The following is a 23,670-nucleotide window of genomic DNA, read 5'->3' as shown; positions in this document are numbered from 1 at the left end:
GTGGGCGCGACCGTTCCGCTCAACCAGTATCGTAGGGTGGGCAAAGCGAAGCGTGCCCACGCGCTTTGCGAACATGGAGAGAGATCGTTGCCACGGCGCAAGTGCGCCTTTGCCCACCCTACGATTTCGGAGAGTGTAGCTTCGTTCTTCAGCTCAACCAGAATTTCGGTGTTGCCGGCTCCAGCCTTCCACCGACGCGCACCGGTGCGATGCGTAGCGCGAGCCCCGTCGCGTCATCCGTCTCTACGGCCACACCGCTGAGCGTCGCCACGCCCGCGGCCGGCTCGAACCGGCCCGACGGAATCCCCGACGTGAATCGGCGCAGCGGCTCTTCCTTCTGCATGCCGATGATCGAATCGTAGTCGCCGGTCATGCCGGCATCGGTCATGTAGGCGGTGCCGCCCGAGAGGATCTGATGGTCGGCGGTCGGCACATGCGTGTGGGTGCCGACGACGAGGCTGGCGCGGCCGTCGCAGAAGAAGCCGATGCCCTGCTTCTCGCTGGAGGCCTCGCAATGGAAGTCGACGACGATGGCATCCGCGGCGACGCCGAGCGGACAGGCGCCCAGCTCGCGCTCGAGCGCGGCAAAGGGATCGTCGAACGGGGTCATGAAGACGCGGCCCAAAGCGTTGACGACGAGGGCATGCTTGCCGTTCTTGGTCTCGACCAAAGCGGCGCCGCGGCCGGGCGTGCCGCGCGGATAGTTCGCGGGCCGCACCAGGCGCTCGGCGCGCTCGATGAAGACAAGCGCTTCGCGCTGGTCCCAGGAGTGATTGCCCAGGGTCACCGCGTCGGCACCGGCGTCGAGAAACTCCTGATAGATCGCTTCCGTGATGCCGAAGCCGCCGGCCGAATTCTCGCCGTTGACCACGACGAAATCGAGCGACCAGTCCTTGACCATGCCGGGCAGATATTCGGCGACGGCGCTACGCCCGCTGCGGCCGACGACATCACCCACGAAGAGAATGCGCAACTTCAGAACTCCGGAAATCGAACACGTCGCTTTCCGTTAGCACATAATCCAGCGCCACGTCGTGCGATAGTGCCGGAACCGCCTTGATCTCCTGCGCAGCGAAAGCGAGCCCGATGCCGACGATGTGCTTCGCTTTCCGCAAATGCGCGAAGGTGAAATCGTAATGCCCCGCGCCATAGCCGATGCGATGGCCGAGGCGGTCGAACGCTGCGAGCGGCGTCAGCATGATATCGGGAATGACCTCGGCGGCCGCGGGCGACGGCTCGGGAATGCCGAGCGGGCCGAGCATCAGGCGGTCGCTCGGATGGAAGATGCGGAAGATCAGCGACTGGCCGCGCGCGGTGACGCAAGGCAGCGCCAGCCTGGCGCCGTCCTCAGCGAGCTTCTTCATCAGCGGCAGCGGATCGATCTCGCTGCGGATCGGCGAATAGCCGGAGACGATGCTGCCCGGCAGCAGCTCGAACGGCAGCCCGCGCCTGGCGAGCTTTGCAGCGGCGGCGATCCGCTTCTTCTCGCTGAGCGCATCGCGCGCCGCGAGGGCTTTGGCGCGAAGTTCGGATTTGGTGGTCATGCGTGCTTGCTCCGCTGTCATCACCCGCCTTGTGCGCAATTGCGCACTGGAGCGGGTGATCCAGTATTCCAGAGACGTCAGTGCTTGAACCTCGACGCCGCGGCTGACTGGATGCCCCGCCTGCGCGGGGCATGACACCGAGCTTCAATTGAACCGCAAGCGTGTCGGGGACGCAATTCGACAGGCACGAACCAGAAGGAAAAAGTGCGAAGCCGCGGACGCCGTTGAAGCACTCGATCCCGGAGTTCCCTACGAAAGTAGGTGGGCACCATATGTCCGGGCCCACGGGCCCGGCCAGGGACAGTTCCCTAAAGGATCGATAAGGCCCCGGGGATATATGGCTCCTGACGCACGTCGCAGCCTCGCTGGAGCAATGTAACAACGATACTGACGAATCGCCAGCCCGCTCGAGAATGCCGAGCTGCATGCCAGGCCGAAAAGTGCGCTCCCCGACAGTCATTCCGGGGCGCGCGAAGCGCGAACTATGGTGCGCAATTGCGCACCTGAGAATCCATCGGGCCACAGGCGCTGTGGATGAATGGATTCCGGGCTCGCGCCAAGGGGCGCGCCCCGGAATGACGGCGGGTGCGAATTGCGCTACCCGATCGCAATTCCGTTTCCGACAGTCCTGTTCAGCACCTGGGTCGATTTCTCGATGCGCTCGGCGGCGGCGTTCAGGGCGTTGACCACGGCGGTCTGGGTCATGCGGGCGCGCTCGACGGCGGCGTTGCGGAAATCCCGGAGCTCGACCAGCTCCTGCTCCATGGTGCGGATGCGGTTGCCGGCGTCGATCAGCTCGTCGCAGACGGTCAGGGCTGCCATCACGGTGAGGCGCGCATCGCCGATCTCGCCGAACTTTCCGCGCAACGACTGGATCCGCGTCTCCAGGCTCTCGGCGAGCTTGAGCAGCCGCACCTCCTGGCCCTCCTCGCAGGCCATGCGGTATTGCCTTGCGTTGATGGTGACGTTGATGTGGCTCATCCGTCCTCTCCGGTATCGAGCACCGAGCGTATCGTGACGATCGCGGAATCCAGCCGGTCCGAGATCTCGCGATTGACGCGTTCGAGCTTGCGCGCCTTCACCAGCGCGCCGTCGAGCTCGTCGGCAAGGCGTGAGCGGTCGGCGCCCAGCGCCTGGATCCGCGTCGCAAGCTCGTTCTCGTCGCGATCGGCATCACGCCTTCGCTCGACCGCGCTTTCGAGCGCGTCGAGCGCCGCCGTGAGTCTGCGGGTCGCGATCTCGATCTCGACGGCGGACGACTCCGTCATGGCAGAGCTTTTGGATACGCGATCGTTCATGCAGTCAGCGGCGGAACCCTGTGGGCTTTGCCCGTGGCCTTCATCTCGGGGCTTGCCGTCCGGCAAAAGACTCGGTTCGGCAAGCGGTTAGAAGCAGAAATTTACGTGGCAAGCTAGCCAAGCGCAACGCCGCCGCGAAACTATGCACCGATAAGCAGCTTTTCGCGCCGTGGCGCGTTCGATTGCCTTGGACTCCCGGAACCGAGGTGCTATCCCAGCCCCGACCTTCAGTGGCCGAAAGGCTCCTTTCCGCGCGGGCGAATCGCCGCCAAGCGCTTCATTTCAGACGGATTTCAGACATGACGCAGGTCGACCACAACCGCATGGCCAACGCGATCCGCGGCCTCTCGATGGACGCTGTCGAGAAAGCGAAATCGGGCCATCCCGGCCTGCCGATGGGCGCTGCCGACATCGCCACGGTGCTGTTCACGCAATTCCTGAAATTCGATGCCGCAGCGCCGGCCTGGCCGGATCGCGACCGCTTCGTGCTCTCGGCCGGCCACGGCTCGATGCTGCTCTACTCGCTGCTGTACTTGACCGGCAATTCCGAAATGACGCTGGACCAGATCAAGCAGTTTCGCCAGGTCGATTCGCTGACGCCGGGGCACCCGGAGAACTTCCGCACCAAGGGCATCGAGACCACCACCGGCCCGCTCGGCCAGGGCATCTCGACCGCGGTCGGCATGGCGCTGGCCGAGAAGATGCTCGCCGCCGAGTTCGGCAAGAAGATCGTCGACCACCATACCTATGTGCTCGCCTCCGACGGTGACCTGATGGAGGGCGTGTCGCAGGAAGCGATCGCGATGGCCGGCCACTGGAAGCTCGGCAAGCTGATCGTACTCTACGACGACAACGGCATCTCGATCGACGGCCCGACCTCGATCTCCGATTCGGTCGACCAGGTGAAGCGCTTCAAGTCGGCGGGCTGGGCCGCCGAGAAGATCGACGGCCACGACCAGGCTGCGATCGCGGCTGCGATCACCCGCGCGCAAAAATCCAACAAGCCGACGCTGATCGCCTGCCGCACCACCATCGGCTTCGGCGCGCCGCACAAGGCCGGCACCGCCAAGGCGCATGGCGAAGCACTCGGCGCCGACGAGCTGAAGGCCGCCAAGGAAAATCTCGGCATCTCGCTCGAGCCGTTCTCGGTGCCCGATGACGTGCTGAAAGCCTGGCGCGCAGCCGGCAGCCGCGGCGCGGCGGCGCGTCAGGAGTGGGAGGCTCGGCTCGGTGAGCTCGGCAGCCGCAAGCGCGCCGAGTTCGAACGCCGCCTGCGCCATGAGCGCCCGGCTTCGCTCGCCAAAGCCATGCGCGCCTACAAGAAGGAACTGCTGGAAAAGCCGCTTGTCGCGGCCACCCGCAAATCGTCCGAAGCGGTCATCGAAGTGATCGCCGGCGCGATGCCGATGGAATTCCTCGCAGGCTCCGCCGACCTCACCGGCTCCAACAACAACAAGGCGAAGTCGGCGACCGCGTTCTCGGCCAAGACGCCGAAGGGCCGCTTCATCCATTACGGCATCCGCGAGCACGGCATGGCGGCTGCGATGAACGGCATCTTCCTGCATGGCGGCTTCGCGCCGAACGGTGCAACCTTCCTGGTGTTCACCGACTATGCGCGGCCTGCCATGCGTCTCGCCGCATTGATGGGCGCCGGCGTCGTCTACGTGATGACGCACGATTCCATCGGCCTCGGCGAGGACGGCCCGACCCATCAGCCGGTCGAGCATCTCTCGGCGCTCAGAGCCATTCCCAACATGCGCGTGTTCCGTCCCTGCGATGCCATGGAAGTCGCCGAGTGCTGGGAGCTTGCGCTGAACCGCGTGGACGGCCCGACCGTGCTGGCGTTGACCCGCCAGAACCTGCCGCAGCTCCGCATCACCGCGCCGAACGACAACCCTTGCGCGGCGGGCGCCTACGAACTGGTTCCGGCACAGGGCGAAGCCAAGGTGTCTCTGTTCGCGTCCGGCTCCGAGGTCGAGATCGCGGTGGCCGCCCAGAAGCAGCTCGCCGAGCGCGGCATCGCGTCACGGGTGGTTTCGGTGCCCTCGCTCGAGCTGTTGTTAGCGCAACCAGAAGCCAAGCGCGCGGCGATCATCGGCAACGCGCCGGTGAAGGTCGCGATCGAGGCTGCGGTGCGCTGGGGCTGGGATGCCGTGATCGGCCAGGATGGCGAATTCGTGGGCATGCATTCCTTCGGCGAAAGCGGTCCGGCGAAGGAGCTTTTCAAGCATTTCGGCATTACCGCCGAGGCGACGGTTAACGCTGTGCTGAAGCGCGTTTCCTGAGAGTTGAGCTTGCCAAAAAAAAGGACTACGTAAGGTCCCATATGATCAAGCACCGCCCGGCCGAACCGGGCGTCCGCCTCTAAAAAACCCTCGCAGGCGCGCAAAGCGCGCGCTGTGCGGGATGATGGGGTCATTGAACAGCCGTCACTGAACGGTCATAAGGAGACGAAACATGGCAGTCCGCGTTGGAATTAACGGTTTTGGTCGCATCGGCCGCAACGTCCTGCGGGCTATCGCCGAGTCCGGCCGCAAGGACATCGAGGTCGTCGGCATCAACGATCTCGGCCCGGTCGAGACCAATGCCCATCTCCTCCGCTATGACAGCGTCCATGGCCGCTTCCCCGGCACCGTGACCGTCGAGGGTGACTCGATCAACCTCGGAGGCGGCAAGATCAAGGTCACCGCCGAACGCGATCCCTCAAAACTGCCCTGGAAGGATCTCGGCGTCGACATTGCGCTGGAATGCACCGGCATCTTCACCTCGAAGGACAAGGCCTCCGCGCATCTGACCGCCGGCGCCAAGCGCGTGCTGGTCTCCGCGCCCGCCGACGGCGCCGACGCCACCATCGTCTTCGGCGTCAACCACGAGACGCTGACGAGGGATCACCTGGTCGTCTCCAACGGTTCCTGCACCACCAACTGCCTCGCGCCGATCGCCAAGGTGCTGAACGACCTCGTCGGCATCGAGACCGGCTTCATGACCACGATCCACGCCTATACCGGCGACCAGCCGACGTTGGACACGCTGCACAAGGATCTCTATCGCGGCCGCGCGGCGGCGATGTCGATGATCCCGACCTCGACCGGCGCCGCCAAGGCCATCGGCCTGGTGCTGCCCGAGTTGAAGGGCAAGCTCGACGGCGTCGCGATCCGCGTGCCGACCCCGAATGTCTCGGTCGTCGACCTCAAGATCGTCGCCAAGCGCGCAACCGACGCCAAGGAAATCAACGCGGCGATGAAGCGCGCCAGCGAGCAGCAGCTCAAGGGCGTGCTCGGCTACACCAATGCGCCGAACGTCTCGATCGACTTCAACCACGACCCGCACTCCTCGACCTTCCATGAGGACCAGACCAAGGTGCAGAACGGCACGCTGGTGCGCGTGATGTCCTGGTACGACAACGAGTGGGGCTTCTCGAACCGCATGGCCGACACCGCCGTTGCGATGAGCAAGGTGATCTGAGGATCTGGCGCCTTCCAGTTGCTCCGTCATTCCGGGATGGTCCGAAGGACCAGACCCGGAATCTCGAGGTTCCGGGTTCGCCCTTCGGGCGCCCCGGAACGACTCCCTAGAGGCCCGGGACAAGAGAGCCCAGAGATGACCAACAAATTCCGCACCCTCGACGACGTCGACATGAAGGGCAAGCGCGTGCTGCTGCGCGTCGATCTCAACGTGCCCATGGACAATGGCCGCGTCACCGACGCGACCCGGCTCGAGCGCGTCGCGCCGACCATCAATGAAATCGCGGACAAGGGCGGCAAGGTGATCCTGCTCGCGCATTTCGGCCGGCCGAAGGGACGCGACCCCAAGGAGTCGCTGAGGCCCGTCGCGGAAGCGCTGGCGAACGTCTTGAAGAGGCCCGTCGCCTTCGCTGACGACTGCATCGGCGAGCCTGCCGCCAAGGCCGTTGCAGCGTTGAAGGATGGCGACATCCTGTGTCTGGAAAACACCCGCTTCCACAAAGAGGAAGAAAAGAACGATCCGGCCTTCGTCGCGGAGCTGGCAAAGCTCGGCGACATCTGGGTCAACGACGCGTTCTCGGCGGCGCACCGCGCCCATGCCTCGACCGAAGGTCTCGGCCACAAGCTGCCGGCCTATGCCGGCCGCACCATGCAGGCCGAGCTCGACGCGCTGGAGAAGGCGCTGGGCTCGCCGACCAAGCCTGTTATCGCCATCATCGGCGGCGCCAAGGTCTCGACCAAGATCGACCTCCTGGAAAACCTCGTGACCAAGGTCGATGCGCTCGTCATCGGCGGCGGCATGGCCAACACCTTCCTGCATGCCCAGGGCGTCGCGATCGGCAAGTCGCTGGCCGAGAAGGAGCTTGCGCCCACGGCGCTGCGGATCATGGAGAAGGCAGAAGCCGCCAATTGCGCCATCATCCTGCCGGTCGACGCCACCGTCGCCTACCATTTCGCGGCGAATGCGCCCTCGCATGCCTACGGCCTCGATGCGATTCCGGCCGACGGCATGATCCTCGACGTCGGCCCGCAATCGATCGTGCGCGTCCAGGCCGCGATCGACGATGCCGCCACGCTGGTGTGGAACGGGCCGCTCGGGGCGTTCGAGATACAGCCGTTCGACCGCGCCACGGTCGCGGCCGCCAAGCACGCGGCCGAGCGCACCAAGGCCAAGAAGCTGATCTCGATCGCGGGCGGCGGCGACACCGTCGCGGCCCTCAACCAGGCCCATGTGGCAGGTCAATTCACCTATGTCTCGACCGCCGGCGGCGCATTTCTTGAATGGATGGAAGGCAAGCCGCTGCCCGGCGTCGAAGTGCTTCGCACCAAGTAACTTGGCAGCAAGTCATCAATAGGCCTTTCAAGTCAGCTTGCAGGCCCAAACGGGAGAAATAGACAGATGGCTCGGATCACGTTGCGTCAATTGCTCGACCATGCGGCTGAGAACGATTACGGCGTACCGGCCTTCAACATCAACAATATGGAGCAGGCGCTGGCGATCATGGACGCGGCCAACCAGGTCGACGCGCCCGTCATCATCCAGGCCTCGCGCGGCGCGCGCTCCTACGCCAACGACGTCATGCTCAAGCACATGATGGACGCGGTGACCGAGATCTATCCGCACATTCCGGTGTGCGTGCATCTCGACCACGGCAACGAGCCCGCGACCTGCATGACCGCGATCCAGGCCGGCTTCACCTCTGTCATGATGGACGGCTCGCTCAAGGCCGACGGCAAGACCCCCGGCGACTGGGCCTACAATGTCGGCGTCACCAAGACCGTGACCGACATGGCCCATCTCGGCGGCATCTCGGTCGAGGGCGAGCTCGGCGTGCTCGGCTCGCTCGAAACCGGCATGGGCGACAAGGAGGACGGCCACGGCGCCGAGGGCAAGCTGTCGCATGATCAGCTGCTGACCAATCCGGACGAGGCCGTGAAATTCGTGCAGGAGACCAGGGTCGACGCGCTCGCGATCGCGATGGGGACTTCTCACGGCGCCTACAAATTCACCCGCAAGCCTGACGGCGACATCCTCGCCATGAACGTGATCGAGGAGATCCACCGCAAGCTGCCGAACACCCATCTGGTCATGCACGGCTCGTCGTCGGTGCCGCAGGACCTGCAGGACATCATCAACGCCTATGGCGGCAAGATGAAGCCGACCTGGGGCGTGCCGGTTGCCGAGATCCAGCGCGGCATCAAGAACGGCGTGCGCAAGATCAACATCGACACCGACAACCGCATGGCCATGACCGGCCAGATCCGGAAGGTGCTGAAGGACAATCCGGAAGAGTTCGATCCGCGCAAATATTTGAAGCCGGCGATGGAAGCCATGACCAAGCTGTGCAAGCAGCGGCTGCAGGAGTTCAACACCGCAGGCCAGGCCTCGAAGATCAAGAAGGTGCTGACCACCGCCGAGATGGCCAAGCGCTACGCCAAGGGCGAGCTGGATCCCCGCGTCGCGTAAGCCCACTTTCCCGTCATTCCGGGACACGCCACGGGTCCGCGCGAACGCGCGGCCCGATGACATACTCCGCGTGGGCCCGGAATCCATCGGGCTACCGTCGACGCAAATCGATGGATTCCGGGCTCGCGCCAACAGGCGCGCCCGGAAAGACCGGTCTCCCGCCCCTCCCCTGCGACCAACGTTGTCTCGGCAATTGCCCGAGAACGGTCTATTTTCACGGGCAAGGGCAGAATCGTTTTGGGAGGACCTCTCGATGAATCTGACTGAGCTCAACAGGATCGCGACCGCCATGGTCGCACCGGGCAAGGGCATCCTTGCCGCCGACGAATCCTCCGGCACCATCAAAAAGCGGTTCGACGCGATCGGCGTGGAATCGACGGAAACGAACCGCCGCGACTATCGCGAAATGCTGTTCCGCGCCAAGGAGGCCATGAGCCGGTACATCTCCGGCGTGATCCTCTATGACGAGACGATCTGGCAGGATGCCAAGGACGGCACGCCGCTGATCAAGCTGATCGAACAGAGCGGCGCCATCCCCGGCATCAAGGTCGACGAGGGCACGCAAGCCTTACCGATGTGCCCGGGCGAGCTCGTCACCGTCGGGCTCGACAAGCTGGCCGAGCGGCTGAAGAGATATTACGAGCGCGGGGCGCGCTTCGCCAAATGGCGCGCGGTGATCGATATCGGCAGCGGCACTGACGGCCGGGGCATCCCCTCGATGACCGCGATCAGCGTCAATGCGCATGCACTGGCGCGCTACGCCGCGCTGTGCCAGGCCGCGCAGATCGTGCCGATCGTCGAGCCGGAGGTGCTGATGGACGGCGACCACGACATCGACCGCTGCTATGAGGTCACGAGCCGCGTGCTCAACAAGACGTTCCAGGAATTGCGGGTGCAGCGCGTCGCGCTGGAAGGCATGGTGCTGAAGCCGAACATGGCGATATCAGGAAAGAAGTGCCCGAAGCAGGCTTCCGTCGAGGAAGTCGCGGAGAAGACGATCCGGCTGCTCAAGGCGTGCGTGCCCGCGGCGGTGCCCGGCATCGCCTTCCTCTCCGGCGGCCAGTCGGACGAGGAGGCGACCGCGCATCTCAACGCCATGCACAAGCTCGGCCCGTTACCTTGGGGCCTGACCTTCTCCTACGGCCGCGCGCTGCAGGCCGCGCCGCAGAAGGCCTGGTCGGGAAGGCCCGAGAATGTTACGGCCGGACAGAACGCATTCAGTCATCGTGCCCGCATGAACGGCCTCGCCTCCAGGGGCGAATGGCAAAGCAGCCTGGAAAAGAAGGCAGCCTAGACCTTGTCGAACAAATCGCCTCCGCCGCGCCCGGCGCCGCGTCTCTATCTCGCGACGCCTGTGGTCGATGATCCCGCTGCGCTCCTTGCCGAGTTGCCCGATCTGCTCGCAGCCGTCGATGTCGCAGCCGTGCTGGTGCGGCTGAAGGAGACCGACCAGCGCACCATGATCTCGCGGATCAAGGCGCTGGCGCCGGTCGTGCAGAACGCCGGCGCGGCCCTGCTCATCAACGGCCACCCCGAGATCGTCGCGCGCGGCGGCGCCGATGGTGCGCATCTTTCAGATATCGCCGCGCTGGAGGAGGCGATGCCATCGCTCAAGCCCGATCGCATCGCCGGCGTCGGCGGGCTCGAGACGCGCCACGAATCCATGAATGCGGGCGAGATGGGCGCCGATTACGTGCTGTTCGGCGAGCCCGACAAGAAGGGCCAGCGGCCCTCGGCCCAGGCGATCGCCGAGCGGCTGGACTGGTGGGCCGAGCTGTTCGAGCCCCCCTGCGTCGGCTTCGCCGCCTCGATCGAAGAGGCTTACGACTTCGCCGCCAGCGGCGCCGATTTCGTGCTGGTCGGCGATTTCATCTGGGCCGATCCACGTGGGCCCAAGGCCGCGCTGATCGAGGCCGACGCCGCAATCAAGCAGGCATTCGCGGCGGCTGCCGTGGGCCAGGGCTAGCAGGCGACATGACGCTCCCGCGCATCACCCTTGTGGCCACGCTGCTGCTGGCAACGCCCGCGCTCGCGCAGCTTCAGATCACGCCGCCGGCGACAATCCCGAGCCCCGCGCCCGACAAGCAAAAGGCCAAAGAGCCTGCGAAGGAAAAGCCAAAGGCCACCCCGCACACGATCACCAAGAAGAAGGAGCCGGCGCCGAAGCCGTCGGCCTCGCCGAGCCCGACACTGCCGGCGACCGTGATCCCTGCGCCGCCAACCGACAATTCCAACGTCGATCTGGTGTTCGGCGCCTATCAGCGCGGCCAGTACAAGACCGCCTTCGACCTCGCCAGCGCGCGCGCCCAGACCGGCGATGCCAAGGCCATGACCATGCTGGGCGAGCTCTATTCCAACGCCATGGGCATCCGGCGCGACTACGTCAAGGCGGTCGAGTGGTACAAGCGCGCCGCCGATGCCGGCGATCGCGAGGCGATGTTCGCGCTGGCGATGCTGCGGATGGCCGGCCGCGGCGGCCCGGTCGACAAGGGCGAGGCGGTCAAGCTGATGGCCTCCGCCGCCAAGCTCGGCGAGCCCAAGGCGGCCTATAATCTCGCGCTGCTTTATCTCGACGGCCAGACCCTGCCGCAGGACGTCAAGCGCTCCGCCGAGCTGCTGCGCCAGGCGGCCGATGCCGGCCTGCCCGAGGCGCAATACGCGCTCGCCACCTTCTACAAGGAAGGCACGGGGGTGCCGAAGGACCCCGAACGCGCGGTGCGGCTGCTCCAGGCGGCCTCGCTCGCCGACAATGTCGATGCCGAGGTCGAATACGCCATCGCCATGTTCAACGGCACCGGCACGCCGAAGAACCAGCCCGCGGCCGTGGCGCTGCTGCGCAAGGCCGCCCGCCAGGGCAGCGCGATCGCGCAGAACCGCCTGGCCTGGGTTCTGATCAACGGCATGGGCGCGCCCGTGGACAAGGTCGAGGGGTTCAAATGGCACCTGGTGGCCAAAACATCAGGCAAGGGCGATCCGGAGCTCGACAAGCAGCTGGCCGACCTGCCGGCCGACGACCGTGCCAAGGCGGAGGCCGCCGCCAAGAAATGGCTCGGGAACAAATGACCCGACACAAGTGACCTGCCAGGGACCCGAATGACTTGACCTTTGCCCCCTCGCGGGGCACCCAATCCCCTCAAATGGCGCCTTCCGCGCCCCTCCCCCGTCAAAGACTGATCTCATGCTGTATTCCGCCACTATCAACGTCATGGTCAAAGCCGCGCGCCGCGCCGGCCGCAGCCTCAAGCGCGATCTCGGCGAGATCGAGCATCTGCAGGTCTCGCTGAAGGGGCCGGCCAATTTCGTCTCGCTCGCCGACAAGCGCGCAGAGGAGATCCTCTACCAGGACCTCGCCAAGGCGCGGCCCGGCTATGGCTTCATCGGCGAAGAGGGCGGAATGCGCGAGGGCACCGACAAGAGCCACACCTGGGTCGTCGATCCCTTGGACGGCACCACCAACTTCCTGCACGGCATCCCGCAATTCGCGATCTCGATCGGCCTCGTGCGCGAGGGCACGATCATCGCCGGCGTGATCTACAACCCCGCCAATGACGAGCTCTATATCGCCGAGCGTGGCAAAGGCGCCTTCCTCAACGACCAGCGCCTGCGGGTGGCCGGCCGCCGCCAGCTCAGCGAATGCGTGGTGGCCTGCGGCCTGCCCCATATCGGCCGCGGCGACCACGAGGAATTCCGCCGCGAGATGACCGCGATCCAGGACCGCGTCGCGGGCCTGCGCCGCTTCGGCGCCGCCTCCCTCGACCTCGCCTTCGTCGCCGCCGGCCGCCTCGACGGCTATTGGGAACGCAATCTGCAATCCTGGGACATCGCCGCCGGTATGCTGATGGTGCGCGAAGCGGGCGGCACGGTCAGCGACATCAACACCCCGGGCGATGCGCTGGTCACGGGCGATGTCGTGTGCGGAAACGAGTACGTGCACGGGGAGCTGGTGAAGATTTTGAAGCGGCTCGGGCAGTAGGCACGTCGAGGCGATCCGCCGTGACCGCCCAGCGCGCCGCGTCAGGCGGCGCGCAGGCTGGGACGCGACAGATCCGGGCAAAGCACGAGCTTGCCCTCAAGACCACCAGCCTCGAGGCGACGGTGAGCATCGACGACCTCCTCAAAAGAGATTCGCCCGGCGATGCGCGGCCGGATGGCGCCCGTTGCCAGAAGTCCGAACAGTTGCTCCAGGTCATCCTTGAACCAGTTGGGATGTCGCGCCCGCATGGCATTGACCGAGTAAAAGCGCGCTCGCTTGCCGCCGGGCAACAATCTCCACAGATAAAGGCGCGCGATCTCCAACAAGATAGGAATCATTCGACGCTGTGCCTGCACGCTCGCCGAGAAACCGATGGCACAGAGCAGGCCACCTGGCTTGAGCGCCGCGTATGAGCGGCGATAGCCGTCTTCGCCAACGCCGTCGATGATGACATCGAACCCGCCCGGCACGACCCGCGTGAAGTCCTGATGCTGGTAGTCGATCGGCGTCGCCCCCAGCTCTCGGACGAGCGCCATGTGCTCGCCGCGTACAGTGCCCCACAGCTCGAGGCCGGCCAATCTTCCGAGCACGAGCAGCGCCTGGCCGACTGCGCCGGCGGCCCCGTGCACGAGCACACGTTGACCTCGCTGGACCCTGGCCGCGCGGTGCAGAAGCTGATGCGCAGTCGTCCAGCTTAAGATCAGCGCGGCCGCTTCAGCCGCGTCCACGCCCGCCGGCACGCGGGCCACGTCCCTCGCCCGAAGCGTGCGATACTCGGCGTTTGACCCGACCACTGTCATGTCGGCCACGCGGTCGCCAATCTGAAAGTCATGCACGCCTTCGCCGAGTTGATCGATTGCCCCCACCACGTCGTAGCCCATCACGAAGGGCGGCCGGAGGCGCATCGTTTGCGGATAGAGGTGACGCCTGATCAACACCTCGGTGTAGTTGAGGCTCGAGGCGAGTACGCGAACACGCACCTCGCCCGGGCCGGCGATCGGCAGGTGAGCGTCGACGACCTCCAGTCTCTCGGGATCACCGAAGCGGCTGACCTGAACAACGCGATTGCGCTGCTCCATCATGGGCGATCTCCATGCAATGCCGCCATTCAGCGAGGGCGGGCAGACTGCCGCCAAGCCGGAGAAATAGAATTGATCCAGATCAATCTTGAGGCTGCACTCTTTGGAATTCTCCTCCAGCCAAAAATCCGTTTGGCGGCACCTTTTTTCATTGGAGGAGAAAATGCCTGCAGTTGCTATGCAGTTCGTTTCGCATCCAAGACCCGGTAGTGATCTTGCGACCATCTTACAGCTGGCAAAAGACGGCGCGGCACTTTGGAGGAAACACGGAGCCGATGTCAGCTATTGGTCAGTGATCGGCGGCGAGGTCGGGAACTACGCCTTCGTCGCTCGTTTCGACAGTGTCGAATCCTATGGCCGCGCCCTGGCCTCACTAGGTGCCGATCCAGCGTTCGCAGAATTTCAAGCCAAGCGGCTGAAGGCTGGACAGTCGGATTGGGTACGTTCGAACATTTCCATCCAGGTCGATCTTTGACGGAACGCCTTCCGTCCCGAATGCGAGACCGCCTTCGGGCGGTCTCTTGCTGCGCGATCAAAGCGGATATCGTGAACGATTGTGACTGCGTACCTAATTGTCGTCTTCCTCGTCCCGATACTCACCGCCGAGGGTCAGGCCCTCGATCATCGTGGCGCCTTTCGACTTGATCACGCGGCGAAGCGGGACTGAGCTCTCGCTTCGCAAGGCGTCCATCAACTGCTCCGAATGGGTGACGATCCAGATGTCGGCACGGCCAGAGGCCTTGACGATCAGACGGGCCAATGGCGCCAGCAGCGACGGATGCAGGCTGGTCTCGGGTTCGTTCAGCGCGATGAACGGTGGAAGCCGATAGCCCATGAACACCGCGAGCAGGCAGATGTATTTCAGCGTCCCGTCGGATAGTTCATGCGCCCTGAACGGCCGCGGCATATCCTCCAATTGCAGATCGAATTCACACAGGCCGCCTTCTTCCCATGCGCGGAGCTCGGCGCCCGGGAAGGCATCCTGGATTGCGTCCTGCAGGTCGGCGGCATCTCCCCTGATGGTATAGAGCGTCGCCAGGGCCGCAGCCAGATCGCTGCCATCGGCACTGAGCGAGGGCGTCGTGATCGCGAGGCACGGCTTTCGGATCGGTGACGCCGGATCGGTGCGAAAGTCGTGATAGAAGCGCCAGCCCAGCATCGCATTCCTGATCAGATCGATTTCAAGGCATTCCTTGCCGTCGAAAAAGCCCGCAAGCGCGGGCTCGGACGGCAGCACCGCATCCTTGTGGCTGGTCCATGCGCCGCTGTCGCCGCGGATGGTGACGAGCGAATTCTTCCGCTCCATCAGTCGAACCGTTCGTTTGCCCTCCGTCGCCTCGATGCTTTCTTCCTTGATCATCGGCTCGCCGGCAAACGCCGCCGCGACCGGACTGGGGTATCCGATTTCGATGGAATATTTCAGGCGATCGAATCTGGCCGACAATCGCAGTCGCCCATCTTCGCCGCGTTTGCGGATGCCTGACCAGCAGACCGAATTCAGTCCGCCCTCCTCGGCGATCGTGCGCGTGATCCGCCCGGTCGCCGCGTCGCGCAACAGCGACAGGGACTTGTAGAGATTGGACTTGCCGACGCCGTTCTCGCCCACGAACACGGACAGGGGGTGGATTGGGAGGGAGAGCCGCCTGATGGAGCGATAGTTCGAAATCGCAATGTCGGTCGGACGCATCAGGTGCTCTCAACAGGCGGGTAGCATTCGCGACGCGAATTGCACGTGCTTTCAATCCAGAGATGCAGTCTGGATCGACCATCGCGCGAAGGCAAGCTCCGCTCGTCATTCCGAGGCGCGCCTCTTGGCGCGAGCCCGGAATCCATTGATCCGCATGAACGGTGGCACGATGGATTCCGGGCTCGTGCTGCGCACGCCCCGGAATGACAGTGTGCCCTATGGCTTCACCGGAGCAGGTGGCCCGTAAGCGTCACCTTCCCTCGCCGCCACCTTCTCCCTGTCCCCCGCCAGCACGCGCTGCACGGAGACGAAGAACACAGGCACCATCAGCAGCGCCAGGATCACGACTGCGATCATGCCGCCCATCACGACGCTGCCGAGCGCCTGCTGGCTGGCGCCGCCGGCGCCGTGAGCGATCGCCATCGGCAGCACGCCGCAGATGAAGGCAAGGCCCGTCATCAGGATCGGACGGAAGCGCAGGCGGCAGGCCTCGATCGTCGCTTCGACCAGTGGCTTGCCTTCTTTGCGCAGATCCTTGGCGAACTCGATGATCAGGATCGCGTCCTTGGCGGCAAGGCCAATGATGGTGATCAGGCCGACGGTGAAATAGACGTCGTTCGGCAGTCCGCGCAGCACCGCCGCGGCCACGGCGCCGACGATGCCGAGCGGCACGGTGAGCAGCACCGCGAGCGGGATGGTCCAGCTTTCATAGAGCGCGGCCAGACACAGGAACACCACGAAGACCGACAGCGCCAGCAGGAACGGCGCCTGCGAGCCCGACAGTTTTTCCTGCAGCGACTGGCCGGTCCATTCATAGCCGAAGCCACGCGGCAGCCTGCCGGCAAGCCGCTCCATCTCGGCGATGGCATCGCCCGAGGTGAAGCCGGATTTGGCTTCGCCCGAGATGCGCACCGCGGGATAGTAGTTGAAGCCGGCGATCTGGGTCGGTCCGCGCGACCATTCGACTGTCGCGAAGGAGGAGAACGGCACCAGCTGTCCGCCGCTGTTCTTGACGTTGTAATTGAGGATGTCCTCGGTCTTCATGCGGTCGCGGGCGTCGGCCTGCACCACGACGCGCTGCATGCGGCCGCGGTTTGGGAAGTCGTTGATGTAGTTCGAGCCGAGATTGGTCGAGATGGTGTTGTTGATGTCCTCGAAGGTGACCCCGAAGGCGCCGGCCTTCTCGCGGTCGATGACGAGATTGACCACGCCGGCCTCGGGCAGGCCTTCAATATAGACCTTCTGCAGCACGGGGCTGGCATTGGCCTCCGCGATCAACTGGTCGGCGGCGCGCATCAGGGCCGGATAGCCCTTCTGGCCGCGGTCCTGCAGGCGGAACGAGAAGCCGGAGGAGTTGCCGAGATTGTCGATCGGCGGTGGCTGCAGCGCCGAGATCTTTGCGTCGCGGATCGATGCTCCGAGATCGCGGTTGATGTCGTTGACGACAGCCGCCGCGGAATCCTTCGGCCCGCGCTCCGACCAATCCTTCAAGGTGATGAAGGCCTGCGCGGTGTTCATACCCTGGCCGGAGAAGCTGAAACCGGTGAGGAAGGTGACGTTGTCGACACCGGGCCGCTGCGCCAGATATTTCTCGACCTTCTCGATCACGGCCTCGGTGCGGCCATAGGACGAATCCGACGGCGTCTGCACGTCGGTGGTGACAAAGCCCTGGTCGTCGATGGGCAGGAAGCCGCCGGGCAGGCTGACGAAGGCCCAGGACAGGCCGGCCAGCAATGCAGCATAGACCAGCATCAGGCGGCCGGTGCGCTTGAGCGAGAAGCCGACCGTGCGGGAATAACCCTCCTTGCTGCCTTCGAGCATGCGATTGAACCAGCCGAACACGCCCTTTTTCGCGTGGCCGTGGCCGGCCGCAACGGGCTTGAGCAAGGTCGCGCACAGTGCCGGCGTCAGCGACAGCGCCAGGAAGGCCGAGAAGCCGATGGCTGCGACCATCGTCACCGAGAACTGGCGATAGATGATGCCAACCGAGCCGGGGAAGAACGCCATCGGCACGAACACCGCCATCAGCACCAGGGTGATGCCGATGATAGCGCCCGTGATCTGCGACATCGCCTTGCGTGTGGCCTCCTTCGGCGACAGGCCCTCCTCGGCCATGATACGCTCGACGTTCTCGACCACGACGATGGCGTCGTCGACGAGGATGCCGACCGCGAGCACCATGCCGAACATGCTGAGCATGTTGATGGAATAGCCGGCGAGCAGCAGCGTGGTGCAAGCCCCTAACAGCGCCACCGGCACAACGATGGTCGGGATGATGGTATAGCGGATGTTCTGCAGAAATAAGAACATCACCACGAAGACCAGCACCACGGCCTCGAGCAGCGTCGTAAGCACCTTCTTGATCGAGGCCTCGACGACGGGCGTGATGTTGTAGGGGATTTCATAAGAGATGTTGGCCGGGAAGAAACGCGACAGCTCCTTCATCTTCGCTTCGACCGCACTCGCGGTCGCCAGCGCATTGCCGGTCGGCGACATCAACACGGAGAGACCGGCGGTCGGCTTGCCGTTGAGGCGGGTGTTGAACTGGTAGCTGAGGCCGCCGACCTCGATGCGCGCGACGTCGCGCAACCGCACGGTCGAGCCATCCGCATTGGCGCGCAGGGTGATGGCGCCGAACTCGTCCGGCGAGGACAGCTGCCCCTTGACCAGCACCAGCGCGGAGGTGCGCTGGGTTGCGGTCGACGGCTCGGCGCCGATGCTGCCAGATGCGACCTGCGCGTTCTGCGCCGATATGGCCTTGTTGACGTCGTCGGCGGTCAGGCCATAGCCGACGAGCTTGGCGGGATCGACCCAGACGCGAAGACTGCGCTCGGTCGAATAGAGCGTGGCGCGGCCGACGCCAGGGATACGCCTGATTTCACCGAGCACGTTGCGGATCATGAAGTCGCCGAGCCCGACTTCATCCAGGCTGCCGTCGGTCGAGTTCAGCGTGATGATCTGCAGCACCGCGCTGGAGGCTTCCTCGATCAGGATGCCCTGCTGGATCACTGCGCGCGGCAGGCGCGCCTCGACCCGCTTGATGCGGTTCTGCACCTCGACCGAGGCCGCGCTGGTATCGGTGCCCGGCTGGAAGTTGGCTGTGATCTCGACCTGGCCGAGCGAGTCGCTGGTGGACTCGAAATTGAGGATGCCGGAGGCGCCGTTGAGCTCCTCCTCGATCAGGCGCGTGACGCTGTTGTAGAGGTTTTCCGGCGACGCGCCCGGGTAGCTGGTCGAGATCGAAATCGAGGGCGGCGCGATAACAGGATATTGCGCGATCGGCAACAGCGGGATCGCGATCGCGCCGATCAGACAGATGAACAGCGCGACCACCCAGGCGAAGATCGGCCTGTCGATGAAGAAGCTCGGCATGGCGGGTTACCGGGCGAGCTTTTGCGCGTGCCTGACGTCGGCAGTCGAATCCGCTTCCGACCAGGATTGCGGCTTGACCTTGTCGCCGGCCGCGAATTTCTGGAAGCCTTCGACCACGACCTTGTCGCCGGCCTTGAGGCCCTCGGTGACGAACCAGACGCCGTCCTGCACCGAGCCGGTACGAACAGGCTGCACCGCGATGCGATTGTCGTCCTTGACGACGAATACCTCGCTGCCGCCGCCGCCATTGCGCTGGACCGCCTGCTGCGGCACCGCGATCGCATCGGAGTCCAGGCCCTGGTCGATGCGAACGCGGATATACATGCCCGGCAGCAGCTCGCGCTTGGGATTGGGAAATTCGCCGCGCAAGGTCACCTGCCCGGTATGGGCGTCGACCTTGGCGTCGGAGAACAGCAGCTTGCCGTCGAGCCCATAGAGGGAGATGTCGTCGAGCACGAGGCGCACCTTGGCCGCATCGGCCGCGATGCGCTCGAGGTCACCGCTTTCGAAAGCGCGTCGCAGCTGATTGAGCTCGGTGACCGATTGGGTGAAGTCGGCATAGACAGGATCGAGCTGCTGCACGGTGGCGAGATTGGTCTCGTTCTGCACCACCAGAGCGCCTTCGCTGACGAGGGCGGCGCCGACAACGCCATCAATCGGCGCGCGCACGGTCGCATAATCGAGATTGAGTTTTGCCCGCGCGAGATCGGCCTTGCGGCCCTCGACTTCGGCCTGGGCCTGACGCTCGGCGGCGATGGTCTTTTCGTTCTCGGCTTCGGGCGCGGCGCGCTGGCTGGTCAGCGTCGCGATGCGGCGCGCCTGCTGCTGCGCCTGCATCAACGCGGCTTCGGCCTTGGCAAGCGCGGCCTCATTGGCCATGACCTCGACCTCGAACGGACGCGGATCGATGCGATATAGCGGATCGCCCGCCTTCACCTCGCTGCCCTGGCGGAACAGCCGCTCGACCACGATGCCCGACACGCGAGGACGCACTTCCGCGACGCGCGTCGGCGAAATCCGCCCCGGCAGCTCGCGCACCACGGCGCGCGGTTGTGGTTTAACCATGACAATGCTGACGTCGGGTTCGGTGGCTTGCGCAGCCGAAACGGCGGAGGAGGATTCATCGCAAGCAGCAAGCAGCGGCGCAAGGGCCGCGAGCATGATTGCAACGCATGCCGATCGCGCTCGAAGTCCTGACATGAAATGGGGTGCCCCAAGATTGTTGAAACTGGTCAAGCCTCGCGCAACGTCCGTTCTGGACAATTCTGCGCGGCTGACGCCGTCAAAATAGAATGCGCGTGCTGCGACGCAACGCATGACGCGGGCGGCTCAATGTCACATCCGCTATCGCGCTGAGTTCAGGTCGATTTCTGGGACTCACCGGATTGTGAGTCAGGTTTCGCCGCGTCGGCGCTGCGACAGAACATCGCAACTCGTCAGCCGTCCCTAGAGCTTTCGACCCGTCACCCCCGCGCAATGGCTACGCCATTGTCGCTGGAGGTGCGAGCCTTGCGACGCAAAGCGTCGCATGGGGAGCCTCGAAGGATGAACGGCCGAGATGCAGCCGGGCCGTCGCCCTTCGAGGGCCACTGAAGGAGCGGCCGCCTCCAGCGACAACCGCTTCGCGGTTGCGCGGGGGCGACGGTGTTAAATTGGTGGGCATGTCGTCGAACCAGGCGGACAGCCGCGCAAATCAGCGAGGACGCGTGCCCGCAAAGCTGCGTAGATCTAGCTGTCCGCCGCCTTCATCCGGTAGTGGCTGACGCCCCACTCCGTGCCGTCGGCGTAGCCGAACAGGCCTGCGGTGGCGAGGAAGAACCAGCGCCAGCGCCGCATCCACAGATAGGTCTCGTCGCCATAGACGTTGCGCAAGACGGCTTCGACCGCGTCGCGATGCGCGTCGAAATTGGCGAGCCAGTCCATCGCCGTGCGCTGATAATGGGTGCCGCTCCAGCGCCATTCCTTCTCGACCTCAAAGATGTCGGCATATTGCCTGACGAGCTGATGGCTCGGCATCACGCCGCCGGTGAAGAAATGCTGCGCGATCCAGTCCTCGCGATTGGCGCGGTCGAATACATAGGAGCCGGCGCGATGGGTGAAGATGTGCATGAAGAAGCGCCCGTCGGGGGCGAGCCATGAGCGCACGCGCGTCATCAGCTTGCGCCAATTCATCATGTGCTCGAACATCTCGACCGAGACGATGCGGTCGAACTGCCCCTCCGGCGCGAACACGTTCATGTCTGCCGTGACCACGCGCAGGTTCGAAAGGCCGCGGCTCTGCGCGACGTCCTCGATATAGGCGCGCTGTCCTTGCGAGTTCGACACCGCGGTCACCTTGGCATGCGGAAACTGCCGCGCAATCCACAGCGACAGCGCGCCCCAGCCGCAGCCGAGCTCGAGGATGGTCTGGCCATCGGCGAGGCCGGCATGCGCGACGGTCTGGCGCAACGCCTCTTCCTCCGCCTCCTGAAGCGTGGTCGCATCCGTCTTGTAGAAGCAGGAGGAGTATTTGCGGTTCGGGCCCAGCAGCTGCGCGAAGAAACTTTGCGGCACTTCGTAATGCTGGATGTTGGCGGCGTCCGTATGCTCGGCGATCGGCCGCAGCATCATCTTTCCGGCGAAGGCGGCATCATCGGCGGCCGTGTGCGCGGCGAGGCGCGTTGCGGTGCGCGAACACAGGCGCTGGATGGCGGCGCGGACCACGAGATCCGGCAGCGGCACGCGTTCGGCAGTCCCGATGATTGTGGACACGACGCTCATGCGACCATTCCCTCTCGCGGTGGCAACGGAAAGAACATGCTGGTTTGGGATTGATAGGCGCGGTAGCGCTCGCCGCGCGATCGCAGCATCTGCGCTTCGAGAGGCGGGATGCCGGTGACGTGGACCAGGATCCAGTACATGAAGACAGGCGCGAGCAGGCTGGCCCAGCCCCAGGGGTAGCCGGCCGCAAGGCCGATCACGGGATAGGCGAGCCAGCCGAACCATTCGAAGAAATAGTTGGGGTGACGCGACCAGCGCCACAGCCCTGTCGCGCAGACCCTGCCCTTGTTGGCAGGGTCGTGCCGGAAGCGGCGCAGCTGCGCATCCGCCAGCGCCTCACCGGCGATGGCGATCAGCAGGATCGCAGCTCCCAGGACGTCCTGACCGCGCAGGGCTGGCGCGGGGACATGCGCGGCAACGAAAATCGAAAATACCAGGGGCACCGAGCCCAGCGCCTGGTTTTGCAGGAAGATGAACATCCGCCGGGGGGCGTTGAGGCCCCACTCCGCGGCAAAGGCGGCGTAGCGGGGATCGTCGGTGATCCCTAAGGTGCGGATCGCGATATGGGTGCCGAGCCGGAGCGACCAGATTGCGACGAGGCCGGCGACCAGCCATTGCCTGATATTGGACCCGTCGCCAGCGAGCGGCCACAGCGCGCTGACGGCGCCGACCAGCCCGACCGCAAAGGTCCAGATCGTGTCGACCCAGCCGGAATTGCCGCTGCGCTGCTGCACAACCCAGGCGAATGCCATCAGGACCGCGAGCGAGAGCGCGATGGAAGCGAATCCCCCAAGAAAAATCGCCATGCAAAAAATCCGACCTAAGCCTGTGGAATGCCGAAGTTTTGCAAAATACGTGGATAACAAAGCCCGGTTTCAGCGTTGGGTTCCGCGCGCCTTCCCGAAATCCGCACATCCGGCGCTTTTTTTGCACCCGGCCTGTGCCATAGTGCGGAGGCAAGCAAGCTTCGTAATGGATGATCCCGGCCATGCCGTCAGGCGCCTCGCCCCGCTCCGCCATCGACATCGAATACACAAAACTATCCTCGCCCAGCGTCTTCCTGGTGCGGATGCTGGTCTTCCTGGTGCTGTGCTCGCTGGTGGGCGTGGTGCTCTACAAGCAGATCATCCTGGCCTTCTTCGCCAATCCCGGGCTGAACGCGCTGATCGGGGCCGTGCTGTTCATCGGCATCGTGCTGGCCTTCCGCCAGGTGATCCGGCTCTATCCTGAAGTGTCCTGGGTCAATAATTTCCGCATCGCCGACCCCGGCCTGGCGCCGGCCCGGCACCCGAAACTGCTGGCGCCGATGGCGGCGATCCTCGGCGGCGAGCGCTCCGGGCGGATGAGCATCACGCAGACGACGATGCGGCACCTGCTCGATTCGATCGCAACGCGCCTCGACGAAGCCCGGGACATCTCCCGCTACATGACGGGCCTCTTGGTCTTCCTCGGCCTGCTCGGCACCTTCTGGGGCCTGATCGAGACGGTCGGCTCGGTCGGCAAGGTGATCGATGGGCTCAAGGTCGGCAGCGATGCCGGGGCGCTGTTCGACACGCTGAAGGAGGGCCTCGCCGCCCCGCTCGGCGGCATGGGCATCTCCTTTTCCTCATCGCTGTTCGGCCTCGCCGGCTCGCTGATCCTCGGCTTCCTCGATCTGCAATCGAGCCAGGCGCAGAACCGCTTCTACACCGACCTCGAAGACTGGCTCGCCACCACCGTGCGGGAATACGGCAACGGAGAGGTCGCCGCCGTCGCGAGCACTGGCGGCGGGGTGGCGAGCGGCGAGCTCCAGGCCGCCGTCGAACGCTTACGCTCCGTGCTCGAGGAAGGCAGCGCCAGTCGCGGCACCACCGCGGCGATGGCGAGCCTCGCCGAAGCGATCCAGGCGCTGGTCTCGCATATGCGGACCGAGCAGCAGATGATCCGCGAATGGGCCGACGGCCAGGGCGAGCAGAACCGCGAGATCCGCCGCCTGCTGGAGCGCATCGCGCGCCAGCCCGAGAAGAGTTAAGCAATCAGGATTTGA

The 23,670-nt window shown here is 64.9% G+C and carries 20 protein-coding genes and 1 other RNA gene; 10 read left to right on the top strand and 11 right to left on the bottom strand.

Annotated features, from left to right (window positions below; genetic code table 11):
- Positions 1-148: 148 nt before the first annotated feature.
- From XH80_RS42905 to XH80_RS42885, 5 genes are all read right to left on the bottom strand, one after another.
- Positions 149-973, bottom strand: coding sequence for a TIGR00282 family metallophosphoesterase (locus XH80_RS42905; protein ID WP_057759294.1), 825 nt, complete (start codon positions 971-973; stop codon positions 149-151).
- Positions 951-1,544 carry a 5-formyltetrahydrofolate cyclo-ligase gene (locus XH80_RS42900; RefSeq protein ID WP_271603829.1) on the bottom strand — a complete coding sequence of 198 codons (594 nt, stop codon included), beginning with the start codon at positions 1,542-1,544 and terminating at the stop codon, positions 951-953. Before XH80_RS42900 ends, XH80_RS42905 begins: the two co-directional genes overlap by 23 nt.
- Before the next feature lie 205 nt (positions 1,545-1,749).
- Positions 1,750-1,910, bottom strand: a non-coding RNA gene (gene ssrS, locus XH80_RS42895) — 6S RNA.
- A 231-nt stretch (positions 1,911-2,141) separates the two neighbouring features.
- A complete protein-coding gene (locus XH80_RS42890; protein ID WP_057759298.1) occupies positions 2,142-2,525 on the bottom strand; it encodes a cell division protein ZapA in 384 nt (127 codons plus the stop codon).
- A complete protein-coding gene (locus XH80_RS42885) occupies positions 2,522-2,812 on the bottom strand; it encodes a DUF4164 domain-containing protein (RefSeq protein WP_409363888.1) in 291 nt (96 codons plus the stop codon). Before XH80_RS42885 ends, XH80_RS42890 begins: the two co-directional genes overlap by 4 nt.
- Before the next feature lie 329 nt (positions 2,813-3,141).
- On the opposite strand from XH80_RS42885, the gene tkt reads away from it, so the two are divergent.
- The 8 genes from tkt (at position 3,142) to XH80_RS42845 (ending at position 12,746) form a co-directional block, all read left to right on the top strand.
- Complete coding sequence (gene tkt, locus XH80_RS42880) at positions 3,142-5,127, top strand: transketolase (protein ID WP_271603828.1); 1,986 nt, start codon at positions 3,142-3,144, stop codon at positions 5,125-5,127.
- 172 nt (positions 5,128-5,299) lie between these two features.
- On the top strand, positions 5,300-6,307 hold the full coding sequence (gene gap / locus XH80_RS42875) for a type I glyceraldehyde-3-phosphate dehydrogenase (RefSeq protein WP_271603827.1): 1,008 nt from the start codon (positions 5,300-5,302) through the stop codon (positions 6,305-6,307).
- 135 nt (positions 6,308-6,442) lie between these two features.
- On the top strand, positions 6,443-7,639 hold the full coding sequence (locus XH80_RS42870; protein ID WP_271603826.1) for a phosphoglycerate kinase: 1,197 nt from the start codon (positions 6,443-6,445) through the stop codon (positions 7,637-7,639).
- Positions 7,640-7,705: 66 nt separating this feature from the next.
- Positions 7,706-8,773 carry a class II fructose-bisphosphate aldolase gene (fba, locus tag XH80_RS42865; protein ID WP_271603825.1) on the top strand — a complete coding sequence of 356 codons (1,068 nt, stop codon included), beginning with the start codon at positions 7,706-7,708 and terminating at the stop codon, positions 8,771-8,773.
- 253 nt (positions 8,774-9,026) lie between these two features.
- Positions 9,027-10,067 carry a class I fructose-bisphosphate aldolase gene (locus XH80_RS42860; RefSeq protein ID WP_271603824.1) on the top strand — a complete coding sequence of 347 codons (1,041 nt, stop codon included), beginning with the start codon at positions 9,027-9,029 and terminating at the stop codon, positions 10,065-10,067.
- Positions 10,068-10,070: 3 nt separating this feature from the next.
- On the top strand, positions 10,071-10,739 hold the full coding sequence (locus XH80_RS42855) for a thiamine phosphate synthase (RefSeq protein ID WP_271603823.1): 669 nt from the start codon (positions 10,071-10,073) through the stop codon (positions 10,737-10,739).
- A gap of 8 nt (positions 10,740-10,747) precedes the next feature.
- Positions 10,748-11,836, top strand: coding sequence for a tetratricopeptide repeat protein (locus XH80_RS42850; RefSeq protein ID WP_271603822.1), 1,089 nt, complete (start codon positions 10,748-10,750; stop codon positions 11,834-11,836).
- Positions 11,837-11,951: 115 nt separating this feature from the next.
- The gene (locus XH80_RS42845; protein WP_271603821.1) at positions 11,952-12,746 is read left to right on the top strand and encodes an inositol monophosphatase family protein; all 795 of its coding nucleotides are present in this window, start codon (positions 11,952-11,954) and stop codon (positions 12,744-12,746) included.
- Positions 12,747-12,787: 41 nt separating this feature from the next.
- Here XH80_RS42845 and XH80_RS42840 read toward each other — a convergent pair whose 3' ends face one another.
- Positions 12,788-13,828, bottom strand: a complete 1,041-nt coding sequence (locus tag XH80_RS42840) for a medium chain dehydrogenase/reductase family protein (RefSeq protein WP_271603820.1) — start codon at positions 13,826-13,828, stop codon at positions 12,788-12,790.
- Between the two features lie 160 nt (positions 13,829-13,988).
- Here XH80_RS42840 and XH80_RS42835 point away from each other — a divergent pair, with 160 nt between their 5' ends.
- A complete protein-coding gene (locus XH80_RS42835; protein ID WP_083514861.1) occupies positions 13,989-14,300 on the top strand; it encodes a hypothetical protein in 312 nt (103 codons plus the stop codon).
- Positions 14,301-14,393: 93 nt separating this feature from the next.
- Here XH80_RS42835 and XH80_RS42830 read toward each other — a convergent pair whose 3' ends face one another.
- The 5 genes from XH80_RS42830 to XH80_RS42810 all read right to left on the bottom strand — a co-directional run bounded on the left by XH80_RS42830 (position 14,394) and on the right by XH80_RS42810 (position 22,450).
- Positions 14,394-15,512, bottom strand: a complete 1,119-nt coding sequence (locus XH80_RS42830) for an AAA family ATPase (RefSeq protein WP_271603819.1) — start codon at positions 15,510-15,512, stop codon at positions 14,394-14,396.
- Positions 15,513-15,728: 216 nt separating this feature from the next.
- Positions 15,729-18,884, bottom strand: coding sequence for a multidrug efflux RND transporter permease subunit (locus XH80_RS42825; protein WP_271603818.1), 3,156 nt, complete (start codon positions 18,882-18,884; stop codon positions 15,729-15,731).
- 6 nt (positions 18,885-18,890) lie between these two features.
- A complete protein-coding gene (locus tag XH80_RS42820; RefSeq protein WP_271603817.1) occupies positions 18,891-20,084 on the bottom strand; it encodes an efflux RND transporter periplasmic adaptor subunit in 1,194 nt (397 codons plus the stop codon).
- A gap of 528 nt (positions 20,085-20,612) precedes the next feature.
- A complete protein-coding gene (locus XH80_RS42815; RefSeq protein WP_271603816.1) occupies positions 20,613-21,644 on the bottom strand; it encodes an SAM-dependent methyltransferase in 1,032 nt (343 codons plus the stop codon).
- Positions 21,641-22,450 (bottom strand): DUF1295 domain-containing protein, encoded by an 810-nt coding sequence (locus tag XH80_RS42810; protein WP_271603815.1) that lies wholly within the window; start codon positions 22,448-22,450, stop codon positions 21,641-21,643. Before XH80_RS42810 ends, XH80_RS42815 begins: the two co-directional genes overlap by 4 nt.
- Positions 22,451-22,632: 182 nt before the next feature.
- Between XH80_RS42810 and XH80_RS42805 the strand changes: the two genes are divergently transcribed.
- A complete protein-coding gene (locus XH80_RS42805; protein ID WP_271603814.1) occupies positions 22,633-23,655 on the top strand; it encodes a flagellar motor protein MotA in 1,023 nt (340 codons plus the stop codon).
- Positions 23,656-23,670: the final 15 nt, after the last annotated feature.

It is taken from the genome of Bradyrhizobium sp. CCBAU 45384, from assembly GCF_028128665.1.
GTDB lineage: Bacteria > Pseudomonadota > Alphaproteobacteria > Rhizobiales > Xanthobacteraceae > Bradyrhizobium > Bradyrhizobium manausense.
This window is presented reverse-complemented; position numbering and strand designations above follow the sequence as displayed.